Source organism: Aquimarina macrocephali JAMB N27 (genome assembly GCF_000520995.1).
Taxonomy (GTDB): Bacteria; Bacteroidota; Bacteroidia; order Flavobacteriales; family Flavobacteriaceae; genus Aquimarina; species Aquimarina macrocephali.
Map to the genome: position 1 here is coordinate 70,979 of NZ_JACA01000026.1, position 14,094 is coordinate 85,072.

Here is a 14,094-nt window from a genome sequence, read left to right on the forward strand (position 1 = left end):
TTTATCCTGGACCAGGAAAGGCTAACATCTCTCCCATACCAACAGTAAATAACCAATTACCGTAAATAGCATGTTCTATAGAAACCAATGTAGTTGATTTTGTTTTTTGATAGGTATAGGCAAATAATAAGCCACCTACAAAAGTTAGTACTTGTACTAAAAAGCTACCTAAAAAAAGATGAGCCAAAGAAAAAAGAATTGCGTTTATAAAAATAAATAACCACTTATTATTGATTAGTCTCTCATAACGTTCATAAAAAAAAGTTCTATATATAACTTCCTGTGGCCAAACAGACAAAAATGTATATACAAAAAGAATAATTATCCATAACCCTGGTCTTTTTATCAATACAGAAAACAACTTATCCGGAGCTATTAAAAAGACATATACTCCTGTTATCATCGCAATAACACCAAACTTAATTATAATTTCTTTCCAAAAAGGTTTCCAATATTCTTTAACAGGAAATTTCAACCTCAACAGTCCTTTCTTTTTAAGAAGGACTAGAATATAAACAAATCCCAAAACAGTAGGTATAACTTTAAAAAGAAAGTGAGAATCTAACAAAAAACTTACCGGTAGTAGTATAAAAAAACAAAATAACTCTAAGCCTTTATACATATTAGTTTCCATTCAATTAGTTTTTGACTAATTTCAGTATAAAAAATGAAACTTACACTACTAAAATCGTATTGAAACGAGAATAATGAATATTTAGCTATAATAATATGTTATGGTATACCTATAATAAAAAAAAAGCCTCTGGGGTATGAGGCTTATTAGGGCTTGGGGCGAAATTAATTTGGGTAAAAAAGACTAATTCTAGTTCAATGGGCTAATCAATATTTTAATTTCTTTATGTTTCTTTATTTGTATACATCAAAAGTATGTTGTTATCATTAAAATCTTACAAAACAGCCTCATCAAAAATAACAAAATATCGATAAAATACCAAAAAACAAGACGAAACACATAAATAGTTTAACATATAATTATGATTGTATCATAATTAGCTCATTGAATATTGCATGTAAATTAAAATGAAGGTTAAAAAATTCAAAGAAACAAGTACATCCATATGATCAAATAGGAACCATAAATATCTTACATACATATGTCTAAAAAGCAAAAAGCCTCTGGGTATGAGGCTTATTAGGTTTAGTGGTTAAAATAATTCTGAAGAATTATTTTACTGGGACAAAAAAAGTCATAAAACAATCAAAAAATTCCAATTTTTCTCTTACTCTTCTCCTTTCGCACTCCAAAAATAGAACGTATCATAAAATTTATCATAAAACAGTTATGTAATAAAATTAAAAATACCGACAAAAAGCATAAAAGATCGATTAAAGTATATCTTTCGTCATTATAAATCAACATTCTACCCTTTTACATCTTTTTTATTTAGGTTTGAAAGTAATTAAACTCAATGTAGACGTTGCATAGCTTTTATTAATATCGTAACATTACATCCATAAAATTTCGAATTTAGCATATGGAAAGTCAAAACATCACACCTACTGATCCCCAAAACGAAGATATCATTGAAAATAAAGAATTAAACATCTGGGAAGCATTAATCCCAATTATAGCATTGGTTATTATGTTATTCTTTAATGTCTACTATGTTTATGGAAATGAAGCAATTGATGGAAGTAATCAATTTGTTCTGCTCATGGGAGCTGCAGTAGCTGCTATAGTAGGGTTTTATAATAAGGTATCCTATAAGCAAATGATGGAAGAGGTTGCCAAAAATATAAAATCAACCTCTAGTGCACTAATTATACTGTTATTAGTGGGATCATTAGCAGGAACCTGGTTGATTAGCGGAATTATCCCTACAATGATTTATTATGGTTTACAAATCCTTAATCCAACTATATTTCTGGCTGCCTGTGTGATTATTTGCGCCATTATATCTATCTCAACGGGCAGTTCCTGGACTACTTCTGCAACTGTAGGTATTGCACTTATTGGTATTGGTGATACCTTAGGAATCTCTCTCGGAATGACAGCAGGTGCTGTAATATCCGGAGCTTATTTTGGAGATAAAATGTCTCCCCTATCCGACACTACTAATTTAGCCCCGGCAATGGCTGGTGGAGAATTATTTTCTCATATAAAATATATGGCGTACACAACTATTCCAACTATAGTAATCACGCTACTGGTTTTTATTGTTATAGGATTTTCTATTGATACATCTGGAACTCCAGAAATTAGTGAACAGTTAAATGCTATAGATAGTGCTTTTAATATTTCTCCCTGGTTATTTATTGTTCCAGTTTTGATAATCGGTTTAATTATTAAAAAAACACCTCCTGTAGTTGCCTTATTTATAGGTACATTGCTTGGGGCTATAGCAGCAATTATTGCTCAGCCAGAAATTGTAACGACTGTTGCTGGTAGTGACGAATTCACCTTTAATTCTGCATATAAAGGAGTGATGAATGCAATGACAACAAAAACATCAGTACAGACATCCAATGAAGATCTTACTAAACTCTTTACTTCTAAAGGAATGGTTGGAATGTTAAATACTATTTGGTTAATATTATGCGCTATGGTATTTGGTGGTGTGATGGATGCCATTGGAGCATTAGCCAGAATTAGTAAAGCATTATTGAATTTATTTGATTCTGTATTCGGGCTTTTTGCCAGCACAGTAGTAAGTTGCCTTGCATTAAATATAACGGCTTCTGATCAATATTTAGCAATTGTTGTACCGGGAAGGATGTATGCCAAAGCATACAAAGACAAAGGACTGGCTCCAGAAAACCTTAGTCGTACCTTAGAAGATTCAGGAACTGTTACTTCAGTTTTAATTCCTTGGAACACTTGTGGAGCATATCAAAGTGGAGTACTTGGTGTACCCGTAGTAGATTATTTCTTTTTTGCCATTTTTAACTGGCTTAGCCCATTTATGACATTACTTTTTGCTGCTTTCAGAATTAAAATAAAACAATTAGCTCAAAACTAACCTGTCAAATAAAATATAAAGCAAAAGCACATTGAGATCAATGTGCTTTTTTTTATTTCCGAATGTTTTAAAAATATACTTATTCATAACAAACTCGAAACAATAAAAACAGTAACAACCTACTAAACAACACATTACTTCTACCTACTTGCTTACGAAGTACTAATAAAATTCGAATACAGCGTCAAAAAACCCACTTTTTCAGAATTCTTTTCAGTTTTTAACAAAAAAATTAATAATACGATTGATAAGCATATGTATTTGTAGATTTTTGAAAACTTAACATAAACTTAATATCATGAAAACAATTCAAAAAATTATTCGTATTGAAATGATTCTAATTATGGTTGGAATCGCATTTTTTTTAAATTCTTGTTCTAAAGAAGAAGTATCTGAGGAGTTATCCACAGAAAGTCCTTCTACAGATATTAGCGCTGCTCAAGCGGTTCCTAATAGCTATATTATTGTTTTTAAAGAAGATGAAAAATTAAAAAAGAACAAACAAAAAGTAACTCAAAAAGCATCTGGTATTTTATCTAAGTACAAAATTTCTTCAAAAAAAATGAAATTTGTTTATGAAACTGCGATACAAGGATTTAACCTTGACGATATTTCTACAAAAGAAGCCGAGTTACTTAAAAATGATCCTGACATTCTTGCTGTAGAACCAAATTACATTGAAAAGTTAGACGTTACTGTAGAACAAGGGGTAATGCCTTCTGTAACAACAGGAAAAGCGAACAAAAAAGTTACCAATGGTTATTTTGAAACCGGAGGAGATTATGTAGACTGGGGAGTTGCAAGAGTTGGAGGATACACCTACTCTACCGGAAAAACGGCTTGGATTCTGGATAGCGGTGTTTATGCACATCCTGACCTTAACATCGATTACAATCGTAGTACTACTTTTGTAGATAACAATTGGGGAGACAGAAATGGACATGGTACTCACGTAGCAGGAACCATTGGTGCGATGCATAATGGAGATGGTGTTGTTGGAGTTGCTCCAGGAGCTACAATTGTTGCGGTAAAAGTATTAAGTGATAGTGGAATTGGAACACAAGCGCAAATCATTGCAGGAATCAATTATGTTGCCAATAATGCTAGCTATGGTGATGTATGGAACTATAGCATAGGGTTTACTAGTAGAACAATTAGTGTAGCTTACGAAACCGCTTTCAGAAATTTAGCCAAAACTACATTTGGTGCTATGGCTGCAGGAAACAATAATGATGATGTACAATATTACTCACCACAAAGAGCATATATCCAAGGATGCTGGGTAGTTGGAAATATGACCAATACAGATGCTGCTGCAGGTGGTTCTAGCTACGGAAATAATGTACATGCATGGGCTCCGGGAACAGGGATCTGGTCTTGTGGTATAGGCGGTAATGAATTTGCACAAAAGTCGGGTACTTCAATGGCTTCTCCTCATTTGGCGGGTATATTACTTGTTAACGGAAATGGTAAGATTTTTACTGATGGTAATGTTACTAAAAGAGGGTATACTGCATCAATAGCAGTAGCAAAGCAATAAAACATTCTAATTCTAGTGACATTTTTATTTCAGAAATTGGTTAATTGTAAATAAGCAAACTTGGTTGTTTGTGTATTCTGTAAAAGGCTGTTTGAAATTTCAAACAGCCTTTTTTATCACTACACACATGTAATAGGAATTTTATAAATTCATCTTTTAATTTACCGCTTATATCTAATTTACGCAATATAGAGATGCGTTGATTTGTCATTCTATTGAAGGATGGGACTTACTAATTAATAGCACTATACAAAATGGATTCCAGCCAATGTGCAATGACAAAAAAACATACACTTAACTCAATAAACAAGAATTATTCACACTCCAACAAAGGCTTTTTCATCATGTACTTAAGTTCTATATATTAAAAGGCTGCATGAAAAATATCATACAGCCTTTCTTATTTACCACCAAATGGGTAAATTCAAACTAAACTAACTAGTTTTTTACCATAGTAGGATTTACTACCAAGCTAGAAATCATTTTCACTTTATTTGCTACAGTAGCATAGTTTGGTGAAAATTGGATAACCTGATCTGCAATTTCTTTAAAATCCTGCTCTGTACCGTTTCCTTCAACAGTAAAACAATATTCTACGGTATCAAACCCTACAGGAGAAGTTTCATTTATACCTAGGAATCCTTGCAAGTCCAAGCTTGATTTTATCTCTAAAGAAACTCCTTCTAATTCGATTCCTTTTATTGAAGACATAGCAACAAAAGTTACCATCATACAACCTGAAAGCCCTCCTAATAAATAATCCTGAGGTGTTGGAGAAGAATGTTCTCCTAATAATTGTTCTGGCTCATCAATAACAAAAGAAAAACTATGAGGTATTTTTTCATCTCCAAGCTGCAATGCATTGGTTTCAACCCCTACTTTTGTACCACCTAACCAGGTTGCTTTAATGCCACCAGAATACATTCCATTCTTAGGATCCTGCTCAACTGTATTTTTGTAAGCCCCTAAAGCCTCTAAATTAATTCCGTTAATCATAATGTTTAAAGTTTTAAAATTGTTAATGTATTTAATTTAAGTATCCGTGATCTATTAACTGTTGTTGTACTTCCATATATGTACCTGCATATAATTTATCTACTTCACTTTGAGATAAGAAAGAACTAGAGAATCCTGGTTTTTCTGGATCTATCATTAGTTTTACAGATTGCATAAAGTGTTGAATCAATTCTTTTGGGTTCTCATTACCAACAGATACTCTCATTGTCGTTTTGTGAATACCTGCCTCTAGCAAAGCATCTTTATTTAATTCTGAGTGAGATGTAAATGCTGGACATAAAAGTGTAGTGTTAATCTGTCCTAAACTTACCTGAAGACCAAATGCAGGAGCCAAAGTATCAAAGAACATTTTAAATGCCTTATCTGATACTTTTGCTTTTTCAAAATCAATAGTAAATAAAGGCGAAGCTAATTGATACTTACTAATCTTCTTCATAATGCCATGATTATGATTGTTTTCTAATCCATTGCAGTGTACGGTTATACCAGGGTTAGAGTCAAAGAACTTAGCCAGTACCAAAGTATTTACGCATTTTTGAGCCATTCTCATACTTAGTGTTTTCATACCCGATAACACCTCGAATGCTGTATCAGAATCTAAGAAAGCACCTTTGATGTAGTATACATTCCAGAATAAAGTTTCATCCCATTTTATCCCATCTACTTCGTCTCCTTTTGGTAAAAACATTAAGTTATTTTTACCTATAATACCTCCTGCTATTGCATTACCAGATCCGGTAATATCTTTGGTATAACTATGGAATAAGAAATCTGGTCTACATTCTTCATCTTCATGTTGTAATGGTTTGATCAAAAACGGTGTTGCTACCGTCCCATCCAACATTACTGTTGCTCCATTTTGCTTAGAAAGTTTACAGATTGCAGGCACATCCAGCATATAACCATGAGGATTACATGGAGACTCCATATATACATGTAATTTGTTACCAGAAGAAAGAATATCCTGATAATCTTCTTTCGCTTTTTCTAATACTGGTTTAAAATCTTCTATAGAATATCCATCAAACCAAACTACATTAATTGCGAACTTATTCTTTTTAGCAAAAAAATCTTCGATTAGCTGGTAAACTCCTCCATAGATATTTCTAGAAAGTATAAGAACATCATTATGATTTAATACATTACTCAATAGCGCATCTACAGCAGCCATACCACTATTAAAATTCCATGCGGTATACTCATCTGCATATTTACCTGCTTCTATATGTACCATATGGGTAGCCAGAGCCATAGAAGTAGGGTTTAATAATCTGGAGTATATATGATGTATCGATTCTTTACCATTAAAAGCATCGTCAACCCATTCTGTACAAGAGTAATCATATGTAGAAGTACGTGCAATCACTGGAGTCGCAGAAAATAAAGCTGCAATATTATTAAACAAAGGATGAGGTCCTTTGGCTTGTAAAGACTCATCTGATTGCCCTAAAGACTGATAAGTTTTACTTAATGGACTTTGTAATGTTTCTAATACTTTTGCTATTTGGAAAGATAAAAAACGCTTAGCATTAAAATATGCTACTTTTTCTCCCTGATCTAATTTTGCAATGGTATTATTTGTTATTTCCTGTAATTTAGAAATATCTGATTGTGCATTGTAAATATCCATAGCAGCACCTTTCAGGGCTTCTCCATATGCACTATCAACATCTATTTGAAAATGTTCTAACTGTTCGATTGCCAACTCTTCTATAGTTGTACTTGCTGTAGATTTTCTTCTAGGTGATAATACTTTAGCTATATCTATGTTTTCATTTTTTGCTATAGCTTCGTCTGATAACATCTCTACGTTTTCTATACTATTCATATCTATAATTTATTTAAAGGTTAAAACATGCGATTTTAGTTGTGGTCATTTCCCGTATAGCAGATTTTACTCCTTCCCGGCCAATACCACTTTGTTTAATTCCGCCAAAAGGCATCATATCTATTCGGTAATCTGAAGAATCATTAACCATAACCCCACCACACTGTAATTCGTTAACCGCTTTAAATGCGGCTTCGATTGAATTTGTAAAAATCCCTGCATGCAATCCGTAAGGAGAATCATTACTTGCGTTGATACCTTCTTCTAATGAACTAATTCTGGAAATTGTTGCTACTGGCCCAAAGATTTCTTGTTTACCATTTAATGGGTGATCATGATTTCCTTCTATAAGCGTTGCTTCAAAAGCATTGCCTACCCGGTTTCCTCCACATAAAACTTCGTAACCAGATTTTTCTAAATCAGAAATCGAATGCTCTATAACATCAATTGCATCTTGAGTAATAATAGGTCCCATGTCGGTATTAGCATCATTAGGATCTCCAAGTTGTATTGATTTAGAAAGAGTAACTACTTTTTTCTTGAACGCATCGTAGATCGTATCATGAACATACATACGTTTTACGCCCACACAGTTTTGGCCTGCAGCCCATACCATACCTCCTACACAGTTTTCTGCGACAGCATCTATATCAACATCATCCATGACTATTACCGGAGAGCTTGAACCAAGCTCCATTGCCACTTTTTTAATTCCTGCAGCTTTTATGATTGCCTCTCCGGATTTTGTTCCCCCAGTAAAACTTACCATATTAACACGCGAGTCTGTAATTAATGCATTTCCAAAATTACTTACTGGCCCGGTTATGATATTTAGAATATGATAAGGTAAACCAGCTTCTAGGAATAACTCACCTAGTTTTATTGCAGAAATAGGAGTGAAATCTGAAGGTTTAAGTATAACTGCATTACCAGAGGCTATTGCAGGGCCTAATTTATGTGCCACCAAATTAAGAGGGTCATTAAATGGTGTGATTGCTGTAATGATACCTATTGGATCATATACATAATAACCTGTTCGGGAAGCAGCACCAGCGAATGCATTAAAAGGCACAGTTTCTCCCGTAAGCCTTTTAGCTTCTTCACTACAAAGGGTTAATGTATTGATACATCTATCCACTTCTTTAGCCGCCTCAATTTTAGTTTTAACTCCCTCGTTTACTATAGTTTGGGTAAACTCTTCTTTTCTTTCTTTTAAGAAAACAACTACCCTGGCTATAATTTCACTTCTATCATATGGTGATAAATTTCTGGATATCTCTTTTCCTAACTCTGCAGATTTCAAAGCTTTTTGTATGTGATCAGCATCAGCACAGGAAACAGAATACACCTCTTTTCCTGAATAAGGATTTAATACCGATAATTTTGTTGAACTTTCTACCCAATCTTCTCCAATTAACATTTTCATGGAATCAATCTTGTCTAAAGTGCTTATCATACCTCAACTATTTTTAATTATTGATAATACATCTGAGAATACAGAATAGCCTGTTTCAAGTTTTCCGGCTCCAGGTCCTGTAACCATAAGTTTTCCTAAGTATGCAGTAGAGACTTCTATCGCATTAGTAACACCTCCTATATTTGATAGCGCATCTTCGTTATCCAAAGCTTCTGGCTGTACTCTTGCTTTTATAGTCTTACCAGTTTTTGTTAGACTCCCTATAAGACGAATGTTTTTTCCTTCCTTTTTAGCAGCATCCAGTTCTTCTATAGAAATAGCATCAATACCAACAGTAGGTATATTTTCTAATCCCAGATCAACACCAAAGACTTTATGAGAAAGTATAGCTACTTTTCCTCTTGCATCATACCCTTTAACATCATTAGTAGGATCTGCTTCTGCATATCCCTTTTCTTGAGCAACTCCTAATGCATTTTCAAAAGAGTCTCCCTGGGACATTTTTGATAGTATATAATTACTTGTCCCATTGAGAATTCCTCGTATACTTACAATATCATCTCCAGCAAGGCATTCTTCTATTAATGAAAATGTAGGAGTACCACTTAATACTGTACCTTCATATCGTAACATCGCTTTATTATCATTTGCTAACTTGTTTAGTTCTGTATAATGCAATGCGACTGGACCTTTATTTGTAGTAACCACATGTTTACCATTAGTAAGAGCGTCCTTAATGAAGGTATATGCAGGATCTCCTGTTGTATAATCACTATAAGTTGCCTCTACAATAAGATCTACACTATCTATTTTAGAAAGAGAATCCCCATCTTTTAATGAAGTATCACTGATTTTTTCTCCATTATTAAGTTTTTTTAAAAGCTCACTAATATCTATCCCCTGTGGATTATATATGTTTCCTCTTGCAATATCTTTGACAGCTACTACCTTGATATCACTTCCAAATTTTTGAGAAATCCAATCTGTTTTTTGCTCCAGAATTTCTAAAAAACCTCTACTTACGGTACCCAATCCTATTATACCTATATTCATTTTTGAATTTAATTTTATAAGTTCACGAACAAAATTCACTATATTTACAAATTATATGAATTATATTCATATTAATTTTAGTAAAACCGAAATAAATTCTAAATAGATAGTAGATATGAAGTTAGATCAGAAGGATATTCAGATTTTGAACTTATTACAAAATAATGCTCGGCTTTCAAATAAAGAGTTAGCTGCAGAGCTAGATATTGCGCCCTCTACCTGCCATGAGCGATTAAAAAGATTAACAAGAGAAGGATTTTTTAAAGCTTTTAATGCTGATCTTAATTTAAAAAAATTAGGAATCAATGTACAAGTAATAGTCGCTATACGTTTAAAAAAGCATGAAAGAGAAATTATAAATTCTTTTATTAAAAGAATACGAACACTTAAAGGAGTTATTAAATTTTATCATATGGCCGGTGATACCGATTTTATGATCCACATTGGAGTAAAAGATTCTGATGATCTTAGATCCTTTATTCTTGATAAATTAGCAAACTTTAGTTACATAGACCATATAGAAACGGCTATGATTTTTTATGATGAATGTGTATGTAACCTTTCTATTTTCGAATCTGAAAACTAAAAACAGCTAATTCACAAAGAACTACTTGTTAACTATAGGAATTGGATTTTTATTATTATCTATGGCAACAAACTTGAAGTGCCCAGAAACTGCAAGTTCTCTATCATTGCTATACATATCTTCTTTGTAAATATCAACTTTTACCAAACAACTAGTTCTTCCTACTTCTGCAATTCTTGCTACGAGTTCTATAATGGTTCCTTCGGGTATTGGTTTCCCAAAATCAATTTTATCTGTAGATATGGTAACTACTTTCTTTCTGCTAAAACGAGTAGCACATATAAAAGACACTTCATCCATAAGCTGTAATGCTGTACCACCAAATAAAGTTTCGTAATGATTGGTAGTATTAGGGAATACAGCTTTAAAGATTCTTGTTTCAGATTTATTAATCAATTCTTCTATAGCATTCATACAATTGTGATATAGTTTTTTCTTATCATTTTACCTGTCAAAGGTAAATCTTATCATACTATCTTTGCCATATACTTAAAAAAACTTCGAATGAATATTATAGAAAGTTTACATTGGCGTTATGCCACCAAAAAATTCGATAATAAAAAAATCCTTTCTCAGGAAAAAATAGATATATTAACAGAAGCTTTTAACCTTACTGCCACTTCATATGGCTTGCAACCCTTAAAATTAGTGGTAATCAAGAATAAAGACCTGCAAAAAGAACTTACTCCACACTCCTGGAACCAACAGCAAGTTGCCGATGCATCTCACGTGCTGGTATTTTGTATCGAAAAGACAATAGGAGAACAATACATATCTAAATATTTTGATAATGTAAAAGAGATAAGAGATACTCCCGAAGAAATATTAAAACCTTTTAAAGAGCATCTTGTAGATTCTTTTACTTATAAATCCCCTGAAGAGATATCCAATTGGGCAGCAAAACAAGCATATTTGGCCTTGGGAAATATACTTACCGTATGCGCTATCGAAAAAATAGATTCCTGTCCTATGGAAGGTTTTATACCAGAAAAATATGATGAGGTCCTTAATCTTAATGATTTAGGATTAACATCAGTACTGGTACTACCTATTGGGTATAGAGCAGAAGATGATATGTTTTCTGAGTTCAAAAAAGTAAGACGCCCAATTAAAGACACTATCATTACTATCTAAATTTTGGTTTCTTAAATTTTTATTCATTCTATAAAAATTATTCTATATCATCGTAATTAAAAAAATCTAGTATATCCACTGTAAAATCAAAACTCTTTTCGGTATTTTTGCCGGAAAGAGTTTTTAATTTAACACTATACCTATGCCAGGATTTGAGTTATTTGGTGCTGAAGAGCAAAAAGAAGTTCAAGATGTTTTAGATAATGGAGTTTTAATGCGATATGGATTTGATCCTATGAGAAATGGTCATCATAAAGCGTTAGAATTAGAAAGAGATTTAGCAAACAGAATGCAATCCAAATACGCTCAGGTAGTATCCAGTGGAACTGCAGCTTTAACAGTTGCATTGACATGTGCTGGTATCGGATCCGGAGATGAAGTAATTATGCCTACATTTACTTTTGTAGCAAGTTTTGAAGCTATATTATCTGTTGGAGCCACCCCAATACTATGTGATATAGACGATACACTTACTTTGGACCCTAAAGCTGTTGAAGCATCTATAACTTCAAAGACAAAAGCAATCATGCCCGTGCATATGTGTGGATCTATGGCAGATCTTAGTGCATTAAAAGTAATTTGTGATACGCACGATCTTATTTTATTAGAAGATGCTTGTCAGGCTATCGGAGCCACTTACGATGGAAAACCATTAGGAAGTTATGGAGATCTGGGTTGTTTTTCTTTTGATTATGTTAAAACAATTACTTGTGGTGAAGGTGGGGGTATAATTACTAATTCTGAAACCTATGCAGATCGGGCACACAAATACCAAGATCATGGTCATGACCATGTTGGTAATGATCGCGGTGCAGAGACACATCCATTTTTAGGATATAATTATAGATTATCCGAACTAAATGCGGCAGTGGGAATTGCACAGCTAAGAAAATTAGATCACACACTAACAATCCAGGAAAAAAACTATACTATACTTCGCAATGCTTTAGCAACAGTTCCCGAAGTTTCTTTTAGAAGAGTTCCAGAAACAGGAGTAGAAAATTATTCATTTTTAAATATATTTTTACCTACAGAAGATATTGCCAGAAAAGCACATAAAGCTTTAGGAGAAAACGGTGTAGATGCTTGTTTTTATTGGTTTGATAATAACTGGCATTACTATAAAAAATGGGAACATCTTTTAGAACAAAAATCTCTTAGTAAACTATCTCAGGAAATACAATTAGGGTTACAAAAAAACAATCGGTCATTTGATGCCAGTGATCTATGGATGGGGCGTACTATTTCTTGCCTTATCAAATTAAACTGGACTGAAACAGAAGTAGCAGATAGAGCTTCAAAAATGGTTGAAGCTTTAAAAGGTGTCCTTGTAAAAAGTGTACTATAAGATAAATATCAGATTTTAATACTCAACATAGTCTACGATTTCTAAACCGTATCCAATCATTCCAACGCGTTTTTGTTGTACTGTATTAGATACTAATCGTAGTTTATGAATATTAATATCATGTAGAATCTGTGCTCCTATACCAAAGTCTTTAGTATCCATAGCAATTTTTGGTGCTTTTACTACATCTTTTCCATTTTGAATTTCTTTTAAGGCACTTAAACGTCCTAAAAGATTAAGGGATTGACTTTCTTGATTAATAAAAATTATCGCTCCTTTACCTTCAGCATTAATACGTTGAAACATAGCATCCAGTCGCTTATCAGCGTTATTGGTTAGCGTTCCCAGAATATCATTATTAAACAAGGTAGAATTAATTCTTGTAAGCACAGGTTCGTTTTCTTTCCAAGAACCCAATGTCAAGGCAATATGCACTTGATCATTGGTTGTTTGCTTATAAGCTCTAAGTCTATAACTCCCAAAACGTGTGGTAATATCAAAGTCTTCTTTTTTCTCGATCAGAGAATCATGTTGCATACGATAAGCTACAAGGTCTTCAATCGATATTAATTTAAGGTCGAATTTCTTAGCAACCTCTACCAATTGAGGTAAACGCGCCATAGTACCATCTTCGTTTAAAATTTCGACCAAAATCCCTGCTGGTTTAAATCCTGCAAGTCTTGCAAGGTCTACAGCTGCTTCGGTATGCCCTGTACGCCTTAATACTCCTCCATTTTTCGCTTTAAGCGGAAAAATATGCCCCGGTCTTCCCAAGTCATCAGGTTTTGTATCTTCCTGGATCAATGCATTTATAGTCTTGGCTCTATCATGTACAGAAATCCCTGTTGTACATCCATGCCCAATTAAATCTACCGATACGGTAAATTGGGTTTCGTGCAAAACGGTATTGTTCTGAACCATCATATTAAGATTTAACTCCTCACAACGATCTCTTGTGAGTGGAGCACAAATCAATCCACGTCCATGGGTTGCCATAAAATTGATCATCTCTGGAGTTACTTTCTCTGCAGCAGCAATAAAATCTCCTTCATTTTCACGATCTTCATCATCTACCACAATAATCACCTTTCCTTGCCGAATATCTTCAATGGCTTCTTGAATGGTGTTCAGTTTCATTTTGTTTGTGGTATTAGTTGCTTGTGACATAATCATACTCTTAAATTTATTAC

At 33.4% G+C, this 14,094-nt stretch carries 12 protein-coding genes; 5 read left to right on the forward strand and 7 right to left on the reverse strand.

Features of this window, described 5'->3' with window-relative positions:
* Position 1 precedes the first annotated feature (1 nt).
* Complete coding sequence (locus Z054_RS0116280) at positions 2–634, reverse strand: CPBP family intramembrane glutamic endopeptidase (protein WP_024771109.1); 633 nt, start codon at positions 632–634, stop codon at positions 2–4.
* Positions 635–1,496: 862 nt separating this feature from the next.
* Here Z054_RS0116280 and nhaC point away from each other — a divergent pair.
* Both nhaC and Z054_RS30375 read left to right on the forward strand, forming a co-directional pair.
* Positions 1,497–2,981 (forward strand): Na+/H+ antiporter NhaC, encoded by a 1,485-nt coding sequence (gene nhaC, locus Z054_RS0116285; RefSeq protein ID WP_024771110.1) that lies wholly within the window; start codon positions 1,497–1,499, stop codon positions 2,979–2,981.
* Positions 2,982–3,279: 298 nt separating this feature from the next.
* The gene (locus Z054_RS30375) at positions 3,280–4,521 is read left to right on the forward strand and encodes a S8 family serine peptidase (RefSeq protein WP_024771111.1); all 1,242 of its coding nucleotides are present in this window, start codon (positions 3,280–3,282) and stop codon (positions 4,519–4,521) included.
* 438 nt (positions 4,522–4,959) lie between these two features.
* Here Z054_RS30375 and Z054_RS0116295 read toward each other — a convergent pair whose 3' ends face one another.
* Genes Z054_RS0116295 through Z054_RS0116310 form a run of 4 tightly spaced genes read right to left on the reverse strand, consistent with a single transcriptional unit; the run spans position 4,960 to position 9,836 of the window.
* Positions 4,960–5,517 carry an OsmC family protein gene (locus tag Z054_RS0116295; RefSeq protein ID WP_024771112.1) on the reverse strand — a complete coding sequence of 186 codons (558 nt, stop codon included), beginning with the start codon at positions 5,515–5,517 and terminating at the stop codon, positions 4,960–4,962.
* A 31-nt stretch (positions 5,518–5,548) separates the two neighbouring features.
* A complete protein-coding gene (locus tag Z054_RS0116300; RefSeq protein ID WP_206538798.1) occupies positions 5,549–7,366 on the reverse strand; it encodes a trans-sulfuration enzyme family protein in 1,818 nt (605 codons plus the stop codon).
* Positions 7,367–7,379: 13 nt separating this feature from the next.
* Positions 7,380–8,822 carry an aldehyde dehydrogenase family protein gene (locus tag Z054_RS0116305; protein ID WP_206538799.1) on the reverse strand — a complete coding sequence of 481 codons (1,443 nt, stop codon included), beginning with the start codon at positions 8,820–8,822 and terminating at the stop codon, positions 7,380–7,382.
* A gap of 3 nt (positions 8,823–8,825) precedes the next feature.
* Positions 8,826–9,836: a homoserine dehydrogenase gene (locus Z054_RS0116310; protein WP_024771115.1), complete on the reverse strand. Its 1,011-nt coding sequence runs from the start codon at positions 9,834–9,836 to the stop codon at positions 8,826–8,828.
* Positions 9,837–9,951: 115 nt separating this feature from the next.
* Between Z054_RS0116310 and Z054_RS0116315 the strand changes: the two genes are divergently transcribed.
* Positions 9,952–10,422, forward strand: a complete 471-nt coding sequence (locus Z054_RS0116315; RefSeq protein ID WP_024771116.1) for an Lrp/AsnC family transcriptional regulator — start codon at positions 9,952–9,954, stop codon at positions 10,420–10,422.
* Between the two features lie 21 nt (positions 10,423–10,443).
* Here Z054_RS0116315 and Z054_RS0116320 read toward each other — a convergent pair whose 3' ends face one another.
* Positions 10,444–10,836, reverse strand: coding sequence for an acyl-CoA thioesterase (locus Z054_RS0116320; protein ID WP_024771117.1), 393 nt, complete (start codon positions 10,834–10,836; stop codon positions 10,444–10,446).
* Between the two features lie 90 nt (positions 10,837–10,926).
* On the opposite strand from Z054_RS0116320, the gene Z054_RS0116325 reads away from it, so the two are divergent.
* Together Z054_RS0116325 and Z054_RS0116330 are read left to right on the forward strand one after the other, a co-directional pair.
* Positions 10,927–11,556: an NAD(P)H-dependent oxidoreductase gene (locus Z054_RS0116325; protein ID WP_024771118.1), complete on the forward strand. Its 630-nt coding sequence runs from the start codon at positions 10,927–10,929 to the stop codon at positions 11,554–11,556.
* Between the two features lie 142 nt (positions 11,557–11,698).
* Positions 11,699–12,904: a DegT/DnrJ/EryC1/StrS family aminotransferase gene (locus Z054_RS0116330; protein WP_024771119.1), complete on the forward strand. Its 1,206-nt coding sequence runs from the start codon at positions 11,699–11,701 to the stop codon at positions 12,902–12,904.
* A 15-nt stretch (positions 12,905–12,919) separates the two neighbouring features.
* Here the strand turns inward: Z054_RS0116330 and ribB are convergent, their stop codons facing one another.
* On the reverse strand, positions 12,920–14,041 hold the full coding sequence (gene ribB / locus Z054_RS0116335) for a 3,4-dihydroxy-2-butanone-4-phosphate synthase (RefSeq protein WP_241461420.1): 1,122 nt from the start codon (positions 14,039–14,041) through the stop codon (positions 12,920–12,922).
* Positions 14,042–14,094 lie beyond the last annotated feature (53 nt).